Raw genomic sequence first — 19,720 nt, 5'->3', positions numbered from 1 at the left:
GAGAATTTTTAAATTCTAATGGAACGGATAAGAATAAATCTTTTGGTGGCTAAACCAAGAACAAAGCCATGAATATCCGGTTTTGACCGTTTATAGCTTTTTAATCCAAAAATATAGACCAGACTGAAAACTCCGGCAATAACAACAATAGCCTGCCATACATCAGACAGCTGGAAATCATTTTCGGTAAGTTCTAAAGTGGAATTGTCTACACTATCAGCCATCTGCTGAACGGAAAGTTTTTCAAAAGTCTGATTCAGTCGGTTGGCTCTTTTTGGCATATGATGAGAAACATGACCGTTATAGTCGTTTCGGAGCGTTTTAACATCAAGTCTGCTTTCTACTACAAAGAGCAGAAAAAGACCGGTTAAAAAGTATACTATAAAGTTTCTCATTTTGAAGTTGCAAATGTACACCCAGATTATGATATTATCATCATGGATTAACAAAATTTAACTCTTCTTTAAAATACCTGAATCCAAAAATATGATAAATATTAAATATTTCTTTTATTCAAGCGTATTCTGAGCAATTCTGATATCTCATCTGTGCATGTTTCAAATTTCAAAAAGTAAGCCACTTTTGTTGATTTAAGGAAATTTTAATTTTAAAGCTGTTTCGCTTTTGAACATTTTAAATGGCCTGGCTCGCTGTTTTGAAAATTTTTCTATTCCAACCTAAACTTTATCATAAATTATAATTATTAACATTTACTTATTGTTACTCTCTTTTTTTTGAATTATTTTTGCCGAAATTAACACAACAAATGAAAAATGAAAAAAAACAACTTTATACTACTGAAAGTAAGTGCGTTAAAAACCCTGAATTAACAACGGTTATCCTTAATCTTCCACAATAATTATTACATTCCGTTTCGTGAATATTGTTTCAAAAAACAGTGAGTTAAATGACCTAAAACTTTAATTTTCTGTTAGTTTATGAAAAATTAACACATATTTATTAAAAATATTTGTAAATTTATATAGCATTAACAGCATAATTCATGAAACACTTTAAAATCACTTATCACTATGAAAAAATTATTATTACCAGTCCTTTTCGGATTGACCATTATTTCCCTGACAGCGTGTAAACATCCCGGAAAAGAAGCTGAAACAATTACTGCTGTTGCTCCAGAAAATACAGATGACATTTCAAAAAATGTGTATGTTGACAGCTATGGAGAAAAAATAGAAGTGACTATCAACAACACCAAAAATACAGCAACAATACATTTAAACGGCAAAACTTTTGACCTTAAAAAAAGTGATGCTTTACCTGACTATACAGCCTCCAATGAAGAATATCAATACTCTGATATTAAAGGCAATATCACTTTTCTGAAAAAGAATGTTGATATGGTCCTTTTCCATCTTAAACAGGCAAAAAAAGAGTCTGGTCCTGCAAAAATGGCATCGTATTAGCATAGGGATTAGCAATTCACATTAAAAAAATAAACATTATGAGAAGTTTATATTATTATTTTTCGGCACTTGTTATCGCAGCATTTTTAGTGGTTTCTTGTAAAACACAAAATGCTCAAAAAGCAACTACTGATATTACAGGAAAAACATGGAAGCTTACTGAGCTTAACGGGAAGCCGATTGAATTGAAAAACCCTAAAAACAATCCTTATTTCAAGCTTGAAATGGACGGAATGAGATATCAGGGACATGCAGGATGTAATGGTTTAGGAGGAACATTTGAGATCAAACCTGAAATAATGAGAATTAAATTCAATCAGGGAATGTCTACCATGATGGCTTGTGAGGATCTTGATATTGAAAATCAATTTACCAAAGCAATCCTTGCAACAGATAATTACTCTGTAAACGGAAATACATTGACTCTAAACAAGGCAAGAATGGCTCCTTTAGCTAAATTTGTACTTCAATAATAGGATCTCGCTTAATATTTCACTTAAATAAAAATAAAATACGCTTCATCATGATGAAGCGTATTTTTATTTGACAATTCTATTTTTTCTTATTATACATGATATAACAGATCAAAAGGCTGATATTCACCAGAACTGCAAATGCATTGGATACAATGATAGGTAGTTCGTCTTTGGCAAAGCCGTACCATACCCATAAAGAGAGTCCTGAAATCAGGACCAGCAGCATGAGTAAAGAAATATCTTCTACATTCTTTTCTCTGATTACCTTTATAAGTTGTGGGATCATTGAAACGGAAGTAAGAACTCCGGCCACTATACCTAATATATTTTCATTCATAAATTTTCACCTTTTATTATCTGCACTAAGATACACTATTGAAATCTCTTCCATGAAACTTCTTCGTGCAGTGGGATATCTTCCTCCATAAAACGGAATAAATCTCTCGAAAAATAGCATCCATTAAGAATACCACGGGCTCCAAGTCCATTAAAGACATAAAGATTGCTGAATGTTTCGTGCCTTCCTATGATAGGTCTTCTGTCTTTTACAGTGGGGCGGAATCCGAAATGTACTTCTTCTACTTCAAAATCATAAGGATAAAATTCTGAAAGTCCCTTCACAAGTTGTGCAACTGCAGACTCATCAATGTGATGGTGAAGCTGCTCCCTGTCATAAGTTCCTCCATAAAAATACAGCCCGTTACCGGTTGGGAATAAAAAATGTTTCTTTTTAATGGTTATATTTTCCTGAAGAGGTTGTGACAATTTCACTTTTATATGGTGACCTTTATTCGGGGTTACTGTAATCTCTGAAAAGTAAGGATTCTCCTTCACTCCCATTCCTTCACAAAATATAATATTCTTGAAAGTATAATCCTTATAGATGGATTCAGATGGGTTCAATTTTGAATAATCGAATTTTTCTTGTACCAGATGATCATTTTTTTTAAAATAATTGAATAGACCACCGAAAAATCCATTAACATTAAGTCTTGCAGATTGATTGACCTTTCCGGTAAGAAAATCGTTTTTTACTATATTTAAACGATCAAAATTTTGATCAAGAAAATGTGATAATTCTTCATTTTCTGATTTTTTCAACCATAAATTCTGTTCATTCTCATCATGAAAAATTCTGTGGATGGGAGCATTGATCAGATAATTTTCTCCGGTATATGATTCTATTTCCTTTAGACTTTCTTTGAGAAAATCTATTTGTTCCTGTGCTTTCCAGAATGTGGTAAACTTTTTTAGCACAACGGGATTGATAATTCCTGCTGAAACCTGAGAAGCACTTCTTCGCCCTTCTGTAAAGATCACAAAAGATTTGTTGTTTTTAATTAGCTGATGAGCTAAGAAAAGCCCGGCATACCCATCTCCTACAATAATATAATCTACATTTCTCATAATAAAAAAACCTGAGTAAAAATACTCAGGTTTTCTATAAATATCAAGTGAAATCTAGTAATTCCACATATCATTTTCCATATCAAGAATCTGTCCTTTGATTCTATCACTTTCTTCCAGTTGTTCATCGGCATTTTTAGGAATATAATCCTTAATAGTACCATCTCCTAAACCAGCTGAAGACTTATAAATGATAGAAGAGAATCTTCTTGCATTGATAACATCATCGAAAGATAAGTCAGCAGACGAATTTTTTCTGTTGAAAACAAAATTATTCGCCAAAACATCACGAGCACTTGGATAATAGATCCAGAACAGATCAATTAACTCATCGTTACTTGCAATAGGCTTACCATCTGGCCCGATAACTCCCTGTACTGCAGGATCCGGTCCCATAGCAGCAATACCAAGAGGTCTGTATTTCATTTGCCCGTCTCTCTTATCAATAAACCACATACCCATGATTTTAAGAACTTTTACTTTATCAGTAGTTGTCTTAAATACGTCAGTATATTGCTTTTTTTCTGCTTCTGTAAGTTGTCTTCCAGAGTTTAAGATATCAATAGCAGCATCATTGATGATCACTTTTTCCAATCTTTTCTGAATTCCTTCAGGAGAAAGTTTTACAGTGAAGTTTTCATCATCATATACCTGCTCAATTTTTCCACTTAAAGCTGCATCCAACAATAATTGGTATAGAGATCTTGTAGGAGAAGAAAGAAGGCCATCCGGATTATCATAGTAGAATGGCTGGTTGATCTTATCATTCATATCAATGATCTCCCATACAAACATACTTTTAAGGATATCTTTGTCTTCTACGAAACCATACTCAAGAGGCTTTACTGTTTTATCTACAATAGTATCACCAACTTTTTGTTTGTTTTCTGCTCTCATCTGTCTGAACTCTTCCGGAGAGGATGCATTCAGAATAGTCTGGGAAAAAGCAAATCCCGAAACTAATACTAAAAGGGTGCTAATATATTTTTTCATAATAAATTACAATTTTAGTCCTATGGAATGTTAATGATTATAGGAGTAATGTTTTTAATAACCTGTCCATCTAAACCTTGAGCAGTAACTTTAATATCAAAGATAGAAACTACATCTCCAGATCTAAGATTCTTCACTAATCCAGCAGCATCATCTAATGAATTTCCATGAACTAATAGCGCTGCTCTACCTGGTACTCTTACCATAAACTGAGTTACAGTAAATGACACAGGGAAGTCAAAGTCAGGGATTGCTGCCTGAACAGATTGGTTAGGAATAGAAGTTGCCGGCATAGACACAATACTTTGTCCTCTAATCTGACCTTGTGGTGGTGGTACATTTTTAATTCTGTATTCAAACACCTGAGATACTGATTTTCCGTAAGGATCTGTTCCTGACAATGTTAACTTAACAGTAGTACCTGTAGTTGGTTTTACAATCCATTTTCCTGGGCCTGTACTTCTTACAGATGCACCCGGAGCAGATAATGAAAGTTTAGAATTGTCAGCTCCTAAGATTGATCCTGAAACAGGGTTCTCAAGTCCTCTATACATTACATTCATTTTGTCTGCAGAAAGTAATAATCCTTTTTCAAGTTTTACTTCTCTTGGTCCTGCAATTACATTATAAGTATGTGTCCAAGGGAAGCTTTGCGGCTTACCTGAAGCATCCGTTAATGTAATAGTACCTCCCAATTTATGTTCACCAATTCCAGAACCTGAAATTGCGATAGAACCTTTACCGTTTTCTACTTTACTTACTCCAGAAATACTGATCTTATTACTGTTAGAATAAGTACCTAGCATTACTTTTACTTCAGCCTGTTTTCCTGCCTGGATATCCACCGGACCTGAAACGATAGGCTCGTAGCTTGAGAATTTAATACTCGCATCCACTTTTTCCTGAAGTAATAATGCCAATGCATCAGACTGAACGTTTCTGGCATCATTTTGGATAATCTCCAAGTTAGATATTGCAGCAATTAGCGGCTGATGATAAAATTTATTCTGGAACCAGGTCTTTTCATTTGGAGATGTTCCTTTAGGATACTCCGCGATAAGAGACTTGTTAGCTCTTGCAACTAAATCCTGTAACTGAGCATTGCTTCCGAAAGTAGCATTGATGTAGTTTCTTACGTCATCAATTTTAGCTTTCAGGTCTAATGCATTCTTAGATGGAGTATTTTCATCTCCTTCTTTGAAGAAATATTCAGTAGTGGCTTCGTTGTTGTTCAATGCAGCAAAGTTTTCACTTACGTCAATATCTTTTCCTGTTTTAGGATCTTTGTCGTGAAACTCAGATTGTTTCTTCAACAAATCTTTAATATCCTGAGCAGATTTTACCAATGCATCAATTTTGGTTTTCAATACTTTGTACTGAGACCATGGTTGTGCATAAGTATCCGGAACTTGCTGAGCCTTAGCTTCCAACGTTCTTTCAAAGATCTTCTCGTTCTTTTTTTCTGTTAAAGTTCTGGTTTCATTCAATGCTCTTGTAGAGTCATAGTATGATCTGATGATTTCTGCATCAATATTTAGGGCCATCATCGCGATGAACACCAAATACATCAGGTTGATCATCTTCTGACGAGGGGTCTGTTTTCCTTGTGCCATTCTCTTTTCTTTGTTTTTTGATTAAGTAGTTAAATTTAGAAATGGTTAGGAATTAAGACTTCATAGCAGTTAGCATACCACCATAAACTCTGTTTAAATTATTAAGATTAGATGTTAAACCTTGTAGCTCTTGGTTGAATTTTTCAGATTGCTCTGCAGATTTCTGCATATCAGCAACATACTTGTTAGCAAATTCAGATTGTCTCTTACCGCTTTCAAGTTGCATTGCATAAAGAGCATTCATGCTTTCCATATGCTGAGCTGCTTTATTTAATTGATCGTTATATTTATGAGTAGAAGCAGATACGTCAACAGTTTGATTGATCTGATCAACAGAGTTTGAGAATTTATCAATTCCTGTTCTTAATCTTTCAAATAATTGAACATCTAATCTAGCATCTTCAAGCATTTTATCCAATTTGTTAGAAAGAGAGTTTTCTAATTCAGCAAATTGAGCTGCAGCGTTATTATTTCTAGAAGAAACATTAGAGTGTAAAGGATTTGGGTTTGCATGCTTATCTAATAACTCAGGATAAACATTTTCCCAGGCATAAGACTCTTCTGATTTTGGAGGGTCAAATGCAAAAATGATAAAGATAATTGCCTCAGTAATAAGCCCCACAGTAAGAGCAATATTCCCGTTAATTGGTCCCAAGGTAATGTGAGTAATTTTAAGCCAAGCTCCAAGAATTACAATTGCAGCACCGAATGAATAAAAGAAATTCATCCAAGCATCTTTAGTCTTAAACATATTGAGTTAGTTTTTTTAATGTTAAATAAAATTGTTATTGAAAAATTGTCTGATTAATTTCTGTTAACTCTTCTTGGTTTAACAGCGGCTTCAGGGATGTCCTGTACAGTTCTGAATCCAATATAGCTTCTTGCGGAATCTTTTCTTTCCCAATCTCTAGCACCTGTCATTAGTGCATATCCTATATCTTTCCATGATCCACCTCTTACAGATTTCTTCGTATCCATCTTATCTTTAGTAGAAGGATTTAATGTAGAAGAGAATCCTGAAGAAGAATTGTTAAATGAAGATAGTGTCCATTCAGAAACGTTTCCAGCCATATCAAATAACCCAAACCCATTTTTCTTAAATTTCTTAACTGGAGCTGTATATGTATAAGTACCTTTTTTCTCATCTTCCATGTAGTTACCTCTCTTCGGCTTAAAGTTAGCCAGATAGCAACCTCTGTCATCCATTAAATATGGACCACCCCAAGGGTAAGTAGCATTTTGCATACCTCCTCTTGCAGCATATTCCCATTCAGTTTCAGTTGGAAGACGGAACTCTAATGGTCTTTGTTTTTTTCTTTTTAAGCTTTCGTTGTAATCTGTTTTCAATTTAGATCTGAAGTTACAATAAGCCCTTGCCTGATCCCAGGTAACCCCAACAACAGGATAGTCTTTATAAGCCTTGTGCCAGAAATACTGTTCAAACAATGGCTCATTGTAAGCAAAGTGGAAATCTTTTACCCAAACTGTAGTATCAGGATAGATCGCGATACTTTCGCTTTTCAGGTAATTAGCTCCTCTTTCGTTATCTGCAACTGCAGCGTCCATATCTCCCCAACGGTAAGTATATTTCAGCTTGCTTACATCTAAAATTCTTTCGTTTCCAATTCTTGAAGAAGAAGGCAGATACAGAGATTCTAGAACTTCTGCGTATTCTACATCCGGATATTTTGATGTGCTCCAGTGTAAAGGAATTTTCCAATCTAATCTTTTGCTGGCATCATAGCTTCCGTCTTCCCGGCCACCTTGGCCTTCCATATATTCTTGATAAGGTGTTAAATTTTCTTCTTTTTTAGCAAGATATGCATAATCCCCTATGCTGGCCCCTTTACGTCCGCCTTCATCACCACCTTCTCCGGCAGCTTCAGCAAGTAAAGTTCTCGCGATAGAGTCTCTTACATAATTGATAAATACTCTGTACTCTGAGTTGGTAGTTTCTGCTTCATCCATGAAGAAAGAAGAAACAGTAACAGTCTTCAATGCTGCTTTTTCAGGAGTATTTGTTGGATCCTGGTCTGCTAAACCAGCAACAAATGAACCTGCAGGAATTGCAACCATTCCGTATGGTCTTTCCGCAACAAATGATTTAGTTTTTTCTCTTGGTATCAATTCTCCTTTTGTTCCTGGCTTCCCTACAGAAGAGCTGCCACCACCTGAACAAGATACCGATGCTACCGACGCAGACAATAATAAAAGAAATATCCTTTTCATGTTAATTTTTATAATTAAGCCGTAAATATATAATTTTTTTAAGAAACTTTTAAGATTTTTTTTGAAATAACGGAAGAAATCTAAATTTATTTTATTTACAACAACTTTTTATTCCACGGTAACAGATTTTGCAAGGTTTCTCGGTTGATCTACGTTGGCTCCTCTATATACTGCAATATAATAAGCAAGCAGTTGCAGAGGTACGGAAGCAACGATTGGAGAGAAACATTCTGAAGTTTCAGGGATTTCGATAACATAATCTGCCATTTCGCTCACCTGACGGTCTCCTTTATTAACTACAGCGATAATTTTTCCTTTTCTCGCTTTAATTTCCTGAACGTTACTTACAATTTTATCATAGTGGCCTTTTCTAGGTGCTATAATTACAATTGGCATGTTTTCATCGATCAGGGCAATGGGACCGTGCTTCATTTCTGCAGCCGGGTATCCTTCTGCATGGATGTAAGAAATTTCTTTTAATTTTAATGCTCCTTCTAAGGCTGCAGGATAGTTGTATCCTCTTCCTAAATAAAGGAAATTGGTAGCTTTCACAAAATCTTTTGCAATATTCTGCGTAAGCTCATGGGTAGTATTCAACACTTCTTCAATTTTCTTAGGAATAGCATCAAGCTCAGCAATTAAGCTCATAAATTCAGCGTTTCCTAAGTTTCCGTTGTGTTTTCCTAATTTAAATGCAATTAAAGTAAGAATGGTAAGCTGCGCCGTAAATGCTTTGGTAGAAGCCACCCCGATTTCAGGACCGGCATGGGTATATGAACCAGCATCTGTAATTCTTGCAATGGAAGAATCTACAACATTACATATACCATATATAAATGCACCTTTTTCTTTTGCTAATTTTAAAGCAGCCATCGTATCAGCTGTTTCTCCGGACTGAGAAATGGCAATCACCACATCTTTATCTGTAATAATCGGGTTTCTGTATCTGAACTCTGATGCGTATTCTACTTCAACAGGAATTCTTGCGTATTCTTCGATCAGATATTCTCCGATAAGACCTGCATGCCAAGAAGTACCACAAGCAATGATGATAATTCTGTTGGCATTTTTAAATCTTTCAACATGATCCCAGATTCCAGCCATTTTAATTACTCCTTCATCTACAAGAAGTCTACCTCGCATTGTATCGTGTACAGATTTAGGCTGCTCAAAGATCTCTTTAAGCATGAAGTGTTCGTATCCACCTTTCTCAATTTGTTCAAGGCTTAATTTAAGCTCTTGAATTTCCGGCTCAATTTTAGAGTTTTCACTGATGGTTCTGATATCTACTCCATTTTCCAGAGAGATCGTTGCCATATGTCCTTCTTCAAGATAAATAGCTTCTTTTGTAAATTCTACGAAAGGAGAAGCATCAGAAGCAATAAAGTATTCTTTATCACCGATTCCGATTGCTAAAGGAGATCCTAATCTTCCTACCACCAATACTCCAGGATAATCTTCATGAAGCGCAGTAATTGCATATGCTCCATATACTTCATTCAAAGCATATCTCACTGCAGTTGGGAAGTCGATATCCGGATTAAGATCCATAAAATACTGGATAAGGTTTACCAGTACTTCCGTATCTGTTTCTGATTTGAAAGTAAACCCTTTTTCAGTAAGCATTGTTTTAATGGTATCATAATTTTCAATAATACCATTATGTACAATTGCAATTTTTCCGTTGTTTGACAAGTGCGGGTGGGAATTTCTGTCACTTGGAACTCCGTGGGTAGCCCAACGGGTGTGTCCCATTCCAATTTTAGCCTTTCCTTTTAGTTCTTTTGAAATATTCACCAAATCCTCCACTTTACCTTTTGTTTTTTCTACTTCCAGTTTGTTACCTGGTCCTTCTAAAACAATTCCGGCACTGTCATACCCTCTATATTCCAATCTTCTAAGACCATTAATTACAATTTCATAAGCGTCTTGAAAACCTGTATATCCTACTATTCCGCACATATTTTATTTTGTCTAGTGTTGTTTGTTTATTGTGTTCTATTTTTTCGTACCATAAGTCACCATTAGCTGGATTCTCTTAGGGTTGGTATTCGTTTTATCAGTTCCTATCAGAATAATTCTGTTCATATCAAATGCTCTTGTCGTATTACGAACACCTAAAAGGGTTCCTGTAGTACTTGCTGCAAATGCTCCCGCACTGATTATTAATGGCTTATTAACAATCGGCTGTGTAGCATCTCCAACTGTTTCTGTTTTTCCTTCAACGATATCCTTGATTGTTTTTGTGACTACAAAATCATAATAACCTGGCTCAGGTTTCTCACTAAAATAGTACAATCCAAGTCCGTTTGTCAGATCTGAAGTGAAAGCTAATTTTGAGTAATCAATTTTACCGGCATTTAATGTATTGTTTAATAGTGTAAACTTACGATCTTCAGTAGAGCCAGTATTTTTCCAGGTTGAAGGATCCAGATATACTCTGATCTTAGCACTTACAATGCCCGCTTTATCTTTGGTATAGATATCCTTAAGTTTTGCGATAGTCTCATCCTGAATTTTTACCACTACAGAAGGACCTCCCATTCCCTGAACAAAAAGTTTTGCATCACCTTCGTTAGGATTACTTTCTGATAATGCATCTTTAACAGGTGTTCCTAATCTGTTATATTCAACCAATCCGATATGTGCATTGGCACTTCCTAAATTAAAATTAAGTGTTGCCTGCGGTCTTGTGGTAGTTCCATTATCAGTTTTATCATATTTATAGTACATGATAACCTGCAGGTCATTAGGAGAAAACTGATACAGATATCTGTCTGTTTCGTCTACAGAAATTTTTATTCCTTTAAAATATCTGATAAAGTTAGCAGCATCCTGAAGTTCAGGTTTTCCTTTTTTATCAAGAATATGAGTCTGGAAGAAATCTGTGTTACTCAATTTCATTCTGAATCCTAAGTTTCCTGAAAATACAATTGAATTGTCAGATTTTTTTGTAATAGATAAAGAGCTCACGTTACCATCAAATACTCCTGAACCTAATAGCTCACCAGTACTTATTGATGCATTGGAACGTTTTAGGGCATCATTATTTGCATCCAGGAACGTAGTCACTTCATGCACATTGATTTTCATTGATTTTGAAGCACCTCCTATTTTACCGTATTTACGAACAGGATATGTTTTCTTCTCAATGGAAACTTCTGTAGCTACTCCGTCTACCGGGAAATCAGTTTTCGTGTATGTATTTGTTCTTAATGAATCGCTGCTTTCAAAGAAGTAAGTATTTGAAGCTGTATTTGCAGGTGGTCTTACTACAAGGACTACGGAATCTACTTTTGGATTCGCGCCATTGAAGTCGAAATTATCTGTTGGCATTCTCAGCTGAGTAACATAAGATGCTCTCTGCATTCCAAACTGGGATTCAGTAAAGGCTCCAAGAACAGCAACATTTGTGGTAACGCCTGATTCGCTCAGCCCACTGATCAATCTTGAAGCATCACTTCTGATGGAATCATTATTGTCATAATTGTATGCTATAACAGGATATGCAATTTCATTGCCTTGTGCTGCATCACCATTAAACAGCTGCTCCCCAAGAGAATCCGGATCCGGCTCACAGTTATAAAGCAATGCACTTCCAAAAATCGCCAATAAAAGCATGGCGAAGGTCTTTTTAAGATTATGAGTCATTAAAAATGTGTTTTTAATAAAGTTGATTTATAGAATCTACGTCCAGATACTCCGATTTCTGGGTTGCTGTTTCGTTGAAAGCCTTATCCAGGTCTTCATCCAGAAACTCGTCACCTTTTACAACGGCATCTACGTAGTTCATACTTTCGATAACAAAACTTTTAATAGTTGGGTTATCTAACGCTTTTAATCCTGAAATATTATCAAACTGCAGCTTTTCATCGATCTTTTTGTCCAGGTCAGCATCTTTCTCATTGTAAAGAGAAAGTACAATTTTTGCGTCCTTGAAATAAGTATCTGATTCGTAGTAAGTTTTTAGATAAATTGGAACAAAAGAAGACATCCATCCATTCAAATGGATAACATCCGGCACCCAGTTTAGTTTCTTAATGGTTTCAATAACTCCTCTGGCAAAGAAAATAGCTCTTTCGTCGTTGTCTTCGAAAGGGTTTCCTTCATCATCGAAATAATATTGTTTTCTTTTGAAGTATTCTTCATTGTCAATAAAGTAAACCTGAAGTCTTTCCCCCGGAAGAGACGCTACTTTAATGATTAGAGGCTGGTCCAGGTCATTGATAATAATATTCATCCCTGAAAGACGGATTACTTCATGAAGCTGGAATTTTCTCTCACTTATTTGTCCAAATCTTGGCATAAAAACTCTTACATCATTGCCTTCTTGGTGCATCTTAAGTGCCATTTTGTTTACCACTGCAGCCATATTTGTATCTTCCTGATATGGATACATCTCTGTAGTAATGTACAGTATTTTTTGATTCGGCATAAACTTTCTATCTAATTTTTGTAAAAATGCTTTAATGTGCAAAATTACAAAAAAACATCCAACATTATTTTAATTAACATTTTTTTACGAAAATTCCCTTTTTCAAATTATTAAAAGTACATATTATTATGCGATATTTTTAGTATTTTTGAAATAGTATTAAAATAAACTATGGAAGTTCTAAAAAACAGAAAAGTCCTTCAGGATTTCATTGAAAGACAGAAAGAAATGGGAAAAAGAATTGGCTTTGCCCCTACTATGGGTGCCCTGCACAATGGCCATCTTTCTCTGTATGAAGAGGCAAGAAAAGAAAATGACCTTGTCATTTCATCAATTTTTGTAAATCCAACCCAGTTCAACAATCCTGAAGATCTTGAAAAATATCCAAGAGATATCAACAGGGATATTCTTATTCTTCAGAATTCAGGTCTTGTAGATGCTGTTTACATCCCGGAAGTAGCTGATATTTACCCTGAAAAAGCAGAAAGCCAATCATATGACTATGACGGATTGGAAAATGAGATGGAAGGCAAATCAAGACCGGGGCATTTCAATGGGGTAGGAACTGTTGTAGAAGAGCTTTTCAGACAGGTACAGCCTGATAATGCTTATTTTGGTGAAAAAGATTTTCAGCAGCTTGCTATTATTAAAAAAATGGTGGAGAAAAAGCATCTTCCCGTTAAAATAACCGGAGTTCCTATTTACAGAGCAGAAAACGGACTCGCATTAAGCTCAAGAAACCAAAGACTTCATGAAGACCGAAAAGAAGCCTCTAAAGTAATTTATGAGACTTTAAAAAAAGTAAACGACTGGTTCAGGACTGTGAGTATTCCGGAAATTAAGGAAAGAGTAGCTGATATTTTTGATGATCAGCAAGGCATGAAGCTTGAATATTTTCTGATTGCTGATGAAAACACATTACAGGAAACTGACTTTTTCTATAAAGACAGAAATTTCAGAGCTTTCATTGTAGTTGTAGTAGATGGAGTGAGATTAATTGACAATATGCATCTGGATTAATCTTTATCCATTACAATATACTATCCCCTGCTGATTCAGTTGGGGATTTTTCTTGAATCTATCAACAAAAGATTAGGGAAGGCTTAGTTTATACAAAAATCAAAGGCCTCCTGAAGGAAGCCTTTGAAACACCAAATCACAAAATATTAATATGAAAAAAATTTACTTTTCAGTAAACTTGTGACCCGGCTGGGATTCGAACCCAGGACCCATACATTAAAAGTGTATTGCTCTACCAGCTGAGCTACCGAGTCGGCCACAATTAAAATGAAATAAATTTCAATATTAATTATAAAATTTTCTTTGCAGTGCCTGCGACTGGACTCGAACCAGCACATCCTTAGGAAACCACCCCCTCAAGATGGCGTGTCTACCAATTTCACCACGCAGGCAATAAAATTACAAACTAAGTAATTATTATTGCTAGTGACCCGGCTGGGATTCGAACCCAGGACCCATACATTAAAAGTGTATTGCTCTACCAGCTGAGCTACCGAGTCGGCCACTTGTGTAACAAGTTTTCATTTAAGTAATGTCCCTTGTTTTAAGTGGTGCAAAGATATGACTTTTTTCTTTATCTCAAAACTTTTTCGCAAATTTGTTTAAAAAAAATTCATGGTAATTTCATTGATCGGATACATGGGAAGTGGCAAATCTCACATTTCCAAAATATTAAGCGAAAAAATAGATTTTAAATTAATTGATCTCGATAAAGAGATTTCCAGAAGAAATAAATTAACCATTCCTGAAATTTTTGAAAAAAAGGGAGAGATTTACTTTAGAAAGCTGGAAAGAGAGGCGCTTGAAGAGATATTGGCTTCTGAAGAAAATGTGGTTTTAAGTCTTGGCGGAGGAACTCCCGTATATTATAATAACATGGAAATCATCAATCACAATTCCAAGAGTGTTTTTTTAAGAACAGGAGTAGGAACACTGGTTGAAAGACTTTCAAAACAGAAGGAAAAAAGACCTTTGATTGCCAATATATCTGATGAAGACCTGCCGGAATTCATTGCCAAGCATTTATTTGAAAGGAATCAGTTTTACAGCAAAGCACAATTCACTGTAGGGACAGATTCCCGAGAACCGGAAGACATTGTGAACGAAATAATAGAAAAGCTCTATCTCTAGAGCTTTTTTATTTTACTATTAATCTTCATCATCAGTTTCATTACCTGTCTCTCCAAAGAAATCGTCCCAGTCTGTAAAATCAGAATCGATATCGTTTCCTACGTAGTCGTCCATCTCTCTTCTGTCTTTTTTGGTAGGTCTTCCCTCTCCTTTATTTCTGTAATAGTCTTGTGACATTTTACGGAGTTTCAACAGTTCGTACTGCTCTTTATCTGTCACATCCTGGATATGAAGAGGTACCAGCTTGGCTCCAATTCTGCTTTTAGGAATCTGAATTACCTTTATTTTATAATCAATTTGATTCTTACGGATTTTAATAGTATCTCCTTCTTTTACCTCTTTAGATGACTTTACGGCAGACGTTCCTATAGAAACTCTATTCTTTTTAATCTCCTCTGCTGCAATACTTCTCGTCTTATAAAAACGAATGCTCCATAAAAATTTATCTATTCTCATAATTTTTTATACTTTTGCCGTTATATTATTTGTAAAGTAATTAAAGTTTTTTGAAATGAAAAAAATATTTTTATATATCCTTGCAGGATCTTTGTGTTTTACTGCTTGTAAGAAAGATGATGACACATCACCCTATGTAGAACCGGAAGATATTGCTACGCAAAACACCTATGATGATCAGGCAATTAAGAAATTCATGGATGAGAATTATCTCGATGCGCAGGGTAATATAAAAGCTTTCAGCTCTACAGACACATCAGATGATAATGAAAAGAAATTATCTGAACTGTCGCCTGTAACTCTTCCTTCAGGAACAATCTATATTATGAGAAGTGGTGCTCAGCCTGTTAATCCTACAGCTAATCAAACCATTAAGGATGATGATATTATCAAAATTATGGGAAGAGGATACTCGTATCTGGCCGTTAATTCTGATGGAAGCACTACATTTCAAGCAAAAGCTGCCTTTTTAAATACCATTGACGGAACGGGTGTACCTGTTATTGACCCAATGTATTACTATGTAAAGAAATCAATATTGAGCACTGTTACGACCCCTGATGCTGCAAAAAAAGCAAAATATTATCAAATTCCAGGATTTAGAGAAGCTTTACAGAAGTTCAAAGCATTTGATAATCTTACCGGTGAATCACCCTATAACTTACAGGGAGTAATCATCGTTCCTTCCAGAGCTGCTTTTGCAAGAAATCCTCATTATCCGTATCTAAATACTTCTTACAGAAATAAATCTTTTGTGTTCAACTTTCAGATTTATGGAAGAGAGGACAGACCAAGTGATGACAAACAAACACAGGAACAACAGCAATAAAATAAAAAGTAATTATATAAAAAACACCGTTATTCAAACGGTGTTTTTTTATGATGTAAAATGTAATTACGGTCTTGCTTTCTGTTTTACATTTCCTAAGATATCAGGGAAATAAAGGTCTGCAAGGTGATCAAATTCATCTCCTCTCATAAACATGGTGGCATCTACTTCTTCATAAGAGCTTCTTCCTGCAGCAGCAATTAATTCATTACAGGTATGGAGTGTATTTTTGTGGAAGTGATATACTCTTTCTGCTTTATCTGTCACATCAAGTCCTTTAATAAGCATTTTATCCTGAGTTGCCACTCCCGTAGGGCAGTTGTTTGAGTTACATCTCAACGCCTGGATACATCCTAAAGAGAACATAAATCCTCTGGCATTGTTACACATATCTGCACCCATTGCGACTGCTCTCAGAATATCAAGACTGGTAAGAACTTTACCACTGGCGATCACTCTTAATTTACTTCTCAGATTATAGTTATTAAGTGTTCTGTTCACAAATATCAAAGCAGGCTCCAATGGCATCCCCACTCCATCAGAAAATTCTGGTGGTGCAGCTCCTGTTCCCCCTTCAGCTCCGTCTATAGTGATAAAATCAGGATAGATTTTCAAAACATTCATCTGTACACAGATATCTTCAAATTCTTTGGTATCACCGATACACAGTTTAAAACCGACTGGTTTCCCTCCAGAAAGATCTCTCAATTGCTGTACAAACCTCAGCAATCCGGCTGCATCAGAAAAAGCACTGTGTGAGGGTGGTGAAATAACAGTCATTCCAGGTGTTACGTGACGAATTGCTGCAATTTCCGGTGTATTCTTCACTCCCGGAAGAACTCCTCCGTGTCCTGGCTTTGCTCCCTGTGATAATTTGATCTCAACCATTTTCACATTAGGAAGGGTGGAATATTTTGTAAATAATTCAGGATTGAATTTTCCTTCAGCATCACGGCATCCGAAATATCCTGTCCCGATCTGCCAGCATAAATCTCCTCCTTCCATGTGATAAGGTGAAATTCCTCCCTCGCCTGTATTATGATAGAAGTTTCCTTTTTTAGCTCCTCTGTTCAGTGAGATCTGTGCTCTGTCACTCAATGCTCCGAAGCTCATCGCTGAGATATTGAATAAGGAAGCATGGTAAGGCTGTGTACACTGCTCTCCTCCTACCCATACTCTCGGAAGTTCTTCTGATGGCGATTTTGCATAAATAGAATGCTTAATCCCTTCATATTTTCTGTGATTTACTTCCAGCTGTGTACCAAAAGCTACCGTATCACTTAAATTTTTTGCACGTCTGTATACTGCAGAACGCTGATTTCTTGGAAATGGTTTGCCATCTGTTTCCCTTTCAATAAAATATTGCTGCATTTCGGGTGAAATACTCTCGAAAAAATACCTGAAGTATCCCAATACAGGAAAGTTCCTCAAAATAGCATGTTTCGATTGGTAAGCATTGTAAACACCCAATGCATAAATTGCGGATAACAGCGTGGGTATCCAATAATGCGCTCTGATCAGTATTGCTATAATCCATGTAGCAACTACTAATACAATTCCCCAAGATAAAAACTTATCTCTCATGAATGTAGTATTTAAAGTTTAAAAATAAATTTAGTAGAATTTTTGCAAAGAGCCTATGCTTTTGCTAAAAAATTTTGGTAAGAAGATTGCACAGAAACTGTGCCATCTGACAGGATTTTTTCTAAATTTAGAAATTCGATTTGATTTACGGATGCAGGATCAAAGTCTTTCTGGACTCTCACATAGTTTTCTGTGAAGCCAAACATTTTTCCGTCTTTATTTTCGTGCTCCCAAAGAACAGGAAGCGTTTTTCCAAGTTGTGTCTGATAAAATGCCATTTTCTTCTTTTCAGAAAGAATTCTCAACATTTTATTACGTTTTTTTCTTTCCGCAACAGGAACTACTCCATCCATCGCTGCTGCTTCTGTATTTTCTCTTTCAGAATAAGTAAATACGTGAAGGTAAGTGATAGGAAGCTCATTAAGGAAATTATAAGTTTCCATAAATATTTCTTCTGTTTCTCCCGGGAATCCTACAATAACATCAACACCGATAGCCGCATGAGGCATAACCTCGCGGATCTTGTTTACTCTGTCATTGTAAAGCTTAGTCAGGTAACGACGTTTCATCTTTTTCAAGAGATCATCGCTTCCGGATTGTAACGGGATATGGAAATGCGGAACAAAGCTTTTGCTTTTAGAAACCAGCTCAATACTTTCATCTTTCAAAAGATTGGGTTCAATAGAAGAGATACGAATCCTTTCAATTCCTTCTACTTTATCCAGTTCTGAAATAAGATCAAGGAATGTATGCTCATGTCTTTTATTTCCAAATTCTCCTTTACCATAATCCCCGATATTTACACCTGTAAGAACAATTTCTTTAATGTCTTTCGCAGCAATCTCCGTGGCATTTCTAAGAACATTTTCGATGGTATCAGAACGTGAAATTCCTCTTGCTAACGGAATGGTACAGTAGGTACATTTATAATCACAGCCATCCTGTACTTTCAGGAAAGCTCTGGTTCTGTCCCCAATAGAATAACTTCCGATAAAGAAATCGGTTTCTTCAATTTCACATGAATGCACTACGCCTTCACTCTCGGATTTCTCCAAATCATCCAGGTAGCTCAGAATATTGAATTTTTCTTTTGCTCCTAAAACCAGGTCCACTCCTTCAATCTGTGAAATTTCTTCAGGTTTCAGCTGTGCATAGCATCCCACAATAACGACCAGTCCTTCCGGATTGGCTTTCATTGCTCTTTTCACGTGAAGTTTACATTCACGGTCAGCATTTTCTGTCACCGAACATGTATTGATCACATATACGTTTGCTTTTTCATCAAAACTTACCTTATCATAACCTGCATCTGTTAATTGACGGGCAATAGTAGATGTTTCTGCAAAGTTTAATTTGCAGCCAAGTGTATGAAACGCGGCAGTTCTATGAAAAGTAGACATTTGTTACTCCTGAATTTTATGGGTGCAAAGATAGTAATTTTAATAAGAATCCAAGATTGATTCAATCTATTGTTTATATTCATCCCTTACTTCGGGGCTGTTTTGAAAACAAACGGGTGATGAATTAGGATCCGGATCCTGACTTGAAAATTTGGTTTTCATTTCTGTATTAAACTGTTGAGATCGGTTTCTGGCAATTGAAAGTGTACTCCATCCTTCATTTTTTATCATTTTGGCGATATAAATAATTTGTCCGATATGGTAAGGATAATGAGCCAACTGACGAAGGACTGCATCAATAACAGGGTGAGCTTCCCCTCTGATATAAGTTGTTGAATACATATTATCATCATTTATCTTTTCAAGGGCATCAAAAAAGCAGGCCCAACCTTTTTCCCAGTATTCAACAATCTCTTCTTTTGTTGTAAATGTATTGACAAATTCTCCATCGCGGTTACGCCAGGATTTCTCTCCGTCTTCTGTCAGGAAATTGGTCCATCTTGAAAGCATGTTTCCCGCAAGATGCTTCACAATGATAGCAATAGAATTACTTTCTTCATTATACTGCCAGAACATCTGCTCATCTGTTAACTGTTCAAAGGTTTTATCACCAAGAGATTTATAGTATTCAAAACGTTTTACAAACAGGTCTTTCATTTTTTCTATTTTGATATCTAATTTAAAAACTTTTAAAAATAAAAACCACTTCAATTGAAGTGGTTT

The 19,720-nt window shown here is 35.7% G+C and carries 19 protein-coding genes and 3 tRNA genes; 5 read left to right on the top strand and 17 right to left on the bottom strand.

Features of this window, described 5'->3' with window-relative positions; translation table 11 throughout:
- Positions 1-8 precede the first annotated feature (8 nt).
- The gene (locus tag J2786_RS19540) at positions 9-395 is read right to left on the bottom strand and encodes a hypothetical protein (protein ID WP_047428064.1); all 387 of its coding nucleotides are present in this window, start codon (positions 393-395) and stop codon (positions 9-11) included.
- Between the two features lie 636 nt (positions 396-1,031).
- Between J2786_RS19540 and J2786_RS19535 the strand changes: the two genes are divergently transcribed.
- Positions 1,032-1,424 carry a multicopper oxidase domain-containing protein gene (locus J2786_RS19535; protein WP_047428067.1) on the top strand — a complete coding sequence of 131 codons (393 nt, stop codon included), beginning with the start codon at positions 1,032-1,034 and terminating at the stop codon, positions 1,422-1,424.
- 38 nt (positions 1,425-1,462) lie between these two features.
- Positions 1,463-1,897 (top strand): META domain-containing protein, encoded by a 435-nt coding sequence (locus tag J2786_RS19530; protein WP_047428070.1) that lies wholly within the window; start codon positions 1,463-1,465, stop codon positions 1,895-1,897.
- A gap of 79 nt (positions 1,898-1,976) precedes the next feature.
- Here J2786_RS19530 and J2786_RS19525 read toward each other — a convergent pair whose 3' ends face one another.
- The 9 genes from J2786_RS19525 to J2786_RS19485 all read right to left on the bottom strand — a co-directional run bounded on the left by J2786_RS19525 (position 1,977) and on the right by J2786_RS19485 (position 12,577).
- Positions 1,977-2,237 carry an SWEET family sugar transporter gene (locus J2786_RS19525; protein ID WP_047428073.1) on the bottom strand — a complete coding sequence of 87 codons (261 nt, stop codon included), beginning with the start codon at positions 2,235-2,237 and terminating at the stop codon, positions 1,977-1,979.
- Between the two features lie 35 nt (positions 2,238-2,272).
- The gene (locus J2786_RS19520) at positions 2,273-3,307 is read right to left on the bottom strand and encodes an NAD(P)/FAD-dependent oxidoreductase (protein WP_310026408.1); all 1,035 of its coding nucleotides are present in this window, start codon (positions 3,305-3,307) and stop codon (positions 2,273-2,275) included.
- Positions 3,308-3,361: 54 nt separating this feature from the next.
- Positions 3,362-4,300 carry a type IX secretion system ring subunit PorN/GldN gene (gene porN, locus J2786_RS19515; protein ID WP_047428079.1) on the bottom strand — a complete coding sequence of 313 codons (939 nt, stop codon included), beginning with the start codon at positions 4,298-4,300 and terminating at the stop codon, positions 3,362-3,364.
- Positions 4,301-4,320: 20 nt separating this feature from the next.
- Positions 4,321-5,913 (bottom strand): type IX secretion system motor protein PorM/GldM, encoded by a 1,593-nt coding sequence (gene porM, locus J2786_RS19510; protein WP_047428082.1) that lies wholly within the window; start codon positions 5,911-5,913, stop codon positions 4,321-4,323.
- A 52-nt stretch (positions 5,914-5,965) separates the two neighbouring features.
- A complete protein-coding gene (porL, locus tag J2786_RS19505) occupies positions 5,966-6,664 on the bottom strand; it encodes a type IX secretion system motor protein PorL/GldL (RefSeq protein ID WP_047428085.1) in 699 nt (232 codons plus the stop codon).
- Positions 6,665-6,717: 53 nt separating this feature from the next.
- Entirely contained in the window at positions 6,718-8,142 is a 1,425-nt protein-coding gene (gene porK, locus J2786_RS19500) for a T9SS ring complex lipoprotein PorK/GldK (RefSeq protein WP_047428088.1), read from the bottom strand.
- Positions 8,143-8,250: 108 nt separating this feature from the next.
- The gene (gene glmS / locus J2786_RS19495) at positions 8,251-10,104 is read right to left on the bottom strand and encodes a glutamine--fructose-6-phosphate transaminase (isomerizing) (protein ID WP_047428095.1); all 1,854 of its coding nucleotides are present in this window, start codon (positions 10,102-10,104) and stop codon (positions 8,251-8,253) included.
- Positions 10,105-10,140: 36 nt separating this feature from the next.
- Positions 10,141-11,793, bottom strand: a complete 1,653-nt coding sequence (locus tag J2786_RS19490; protein WP_082001912.1) for a DUF4270 family protein — start codon at positions 11,791-11,793, stop codon at positions 10,141-10,143.
- Between the two features lie 13 nt (positions 11,794-11,806).
- On the bottom strand, positions 11,807-12,577 hold the full coding sequence (locus J2786_RS19485; RefSeq protein WP_034693703.1) for a glycogen/starch synthase: 771 nt from the start codon (positions 12,575-12,577) through the stop codon (positions 11,807-11,809).
- A 171-nt stretch (positions 12,578-12,748) separates the two neighbouring features.
- On the opposite strand from J2786_RS19485, the gene panC reads away from it, so the two are divergent.
- Positions 12,749-13,597 (top strand): pantoate--beta-alanine ligase, encoded by an 849-nt coding sequence (panC, locus tag J2786_RS19480; RefSeq protein ID WP_047428100.1) that lies wholly within the window; start codon positions 12,749-12,751, stop codon positions 13,595-13,597.
- Between the two features lie 181 nt (positions 13,598-13,778).
- Here panC and J2786_RS19475 read toward each other — a convergent pair.
- The 3 genes from J2786_RS19475 to J2786_RS19465 all read right to left on the bottom strand — a co-directional run bounded on the left by J2786_RS19475 (position 13,779) and on the right by J2786_RS19465 (position 14,097).
- Positions 13,779-13,851, bottom strand: a tRNA-Lys gene (locus tag J2786_RS19475).
- 55 nt (positions 13,852-13,906) lie between these two features.
- A tRNA-Leu gene (locus tag J2786_RS19470) sits at positions 13,907-13,989 on the bottom strand.
- A 35-nt stretch (positions 13,990-14,024) separates the two neighbouring features.
- Positions 14,025-14,097, bottom strand: a tRNA-Lys gene (locus J2786_RS19465).
- 115 nt (positions 14,098-14,212) lie between these two features.
- Between J2786_RS19465 and J2786_RS19460 the strand changes: the two genes are divergently transcribed.
- Positions 14,213-14,728 (top strand): shikimate kinase, encoded by a 516-nt coding sequence (locus tag J2786_RS19460; RefSeq protein WP_047428102.1) that lies wholly within the window; start codon positions 14,213-14,215, stop codon positions 14,726-14,728.
- Between the two features lie 18 nt (positions 14,729-14,746).
- Here the strand turns inward: J2786_RS19460 and J2786_RS19455 are convergent, their stop codons facing one another.
- Entirely contained in the window at positions 14,747-15,184 is a 438-nt protein-coding gene (locus J2786_RS19455) for an Hsp15 family ribosome-associated heat shock protein (RefSeq protein WP_047428105.1), read from the bottom strand.
- Positions 15,185-15,239: 55 nt separating this feature from the next.
- On the opposite strand from J2786_RS19455, the gene J2786_RS19450 reads away from it, so the two are divergent.
- Entirely contained in the window at positions 15,240-16,013 is a 774-nt protein-coding gene (locus J2786_RS19450) for a hypothetical protein (RefSeq protein WP_047428107.1), read from the top strand.
- A 66-nt stretch (positions 16,014-16,079) separates the two neighbouring features.
- Here the strand turns inward: J2786_RS19450 and J2786_RS19445 are convergent, their stop codons facing one another.
- The 3 genes from J2786_RS19445 to J2786_RS19435 form a co-directional block, all read right to left on the bottom strand.
- Positions 16,080-17,597: an FMN-binding glutamate synthase family protein gene (locus J2786_RS19445; RefSeq protein ID WP_047428110.1), complete on the bottom strand. Its 1,518-nt coding sequence runs from the start codon at positions 17,595-17,597 to the stop codon at positions 16,080-16,082.
- A gap of 53 nt (positions 17,598-17,650) precedes the next feature.
- Positions 17,651-18,997 (bottom strand): tRNA (N(6)-L-threonylcarbamoyladenosine(37)-C(2))-methylthiotransferase MtaB, encoded by a 1,347-nt coding sequence (mtaB, locus tag J2786_RS19440; protein WP_047428113.1) that lies wholly within the window; start codon positions 18,995-18,997, stop codon positions 17,651-17,653.
- Positions 18,998-19,063: 66 nt separating this feature from the next.
- Positions 19,064-19,654: a DUF1572 family protein gene (locus J2786_RS19435; RefSeq protein WP_047428116.1), complete on the bottom strand. Its 591-nt coding sequence runs from the start codon at positions 19,652-19,654 to the stop codon at positions 19,064-19,066.
- Between the last annotated feature and the right edge of the window lie 66 nt (positions 19,655-19,720).

This window comes from Chryseobacterium vietnamense (genome assembly GCF_031454475.1).
GTDB classification, from domain to species: domain Bacteria; phylum Bacteroidota; class Bacteroidia; order Flavobacteriales; family Weeksellaceae; genus Chryseobacterium; species Chryseobacterium vietnamense.
This window is presented reverse-complemented; position numbering and strand designations above follow the sequence as displayed.

Coding starts and splice junctions, on each gene's coding strand:
- mtaB (WP_047428113.1), bottom strand. CDS start 18,997: ATGTCTACTTTTCATAGAACTGCCGCGTTTCATACACTTGGCTGCAAA.
- J2786_RS19485 (WP_034693703.1), bottom strand. CDS start 12,577: ATGCCGAATCAAAAAATACTGTACATTACTACAGAGATGTATCCATAT.
- J2786_RS19490 (WP_082001912.1), bottom strand. CDS start 11,793: ATGACTCATAATCTTAAAAAGACCTTCGCCATGCTTTTATTGGCGATT.
- J2786_RS19445 (WP_047428110.1), bottom strand. CDS start 17,597: ATGAGAGATAAGTTTTTATCTTGGGGAATTGTATTAGTAGTTGCTACA.
- J2786_RS19520 (WP_310026408.1), bottom strand. CDS start 3,307: ATGAGAAATGTAGATTATATTATTGTAGGAGATGGGTATGCCGGGCTT.
- porL (WP_047428085.1), bottom strand. CDS start 6,664: ATGTTTAAGACTAAAGATGCTTGGATGAATTTCTTTTATTCATTCGGT.
- J2786_RS19460 (WP_047428102.1), top strand. CDS start 14,213: ATGGTAATTTCATTGATCGGATACATGGGAAGTGGCAAATCTCACATT.
- J2786_RS19535 (WP_047428067.1), top strand. CDS start 1,032: ATGAAAAAATTATTATTACCAGTCCTTTTCGGATTGACCATTATTTCC.
- J2786_RS19525 (WP_047428073.1), bottom strand. CDS start 2,237: ATGAATGAAAATATATTAGGTATAGTGGCCGGAGTTCTTACTTCCGTT.
- J2786_RS19540 (WP_047428064.1), bottom strand. CDS start 395: ATGAGAAACTTTATAGTATACTTTTTAACCGGTCTTTTTCTGCTCTTT.
- J2786_RS19455 (WP_047428105.1), bottom strand. CDS start 15,184: ATGAGAATAGATAAATTTTTATGGAGCATTCGTTTTTATAAGACGAGA.
- panC (WP_047428100.1), top strand. CDS start 12,749: ATGGAAGTTCTAAAAAACAGAAAAGTCCTTCAGGATTTCATTGAAAGA.
- glmS (WP_047428095.1), bottom strand. CDS start 10,104: ATGTGCGGAATAGTAGGATATACAGGTTTTCAAGACGCTTATGAAATT.
- J2786_RS19450 (WP_047428107.1), top strand. CDS start 15,240: ATGAAAAAAATATTTTTATATATCCTTGCAGGATCTTTGTGTTTTACT.
- porM (WP_047428082.1), bottom strand. CDS start 5,913: ATGGCACAAGGAAAACAGACCCCTCGTCAGAAGATGATCAACCTGATG.
- porK (WP_047428088.1), bottom strand. CDS start 8,142: ATGAAAAGGATATTTCTTTTATTATTGTCTGCGTCGGTAGCATCGGTA.
- porN (WP_047428079.1), bottom strand. CDS start 4,300: ATGAAAAAATATATTAGCACCCTTTTAGTATTAGTTTCGGGATTTGCT.
- J2786_RS19530 (WP_047428070.1), top strand. CDS start 1,463: ATGAGAAGTTTATATTATTATTTTTCGGCACTTGTTATCGCAGCATTT.
- J2786_RS19435 (WP_047428116.1), bottom strand. CDS start 19,654: ATGAAAGACCTGTTTGTAAAACGTTTTGAATACTATAAATCTCTTGGT.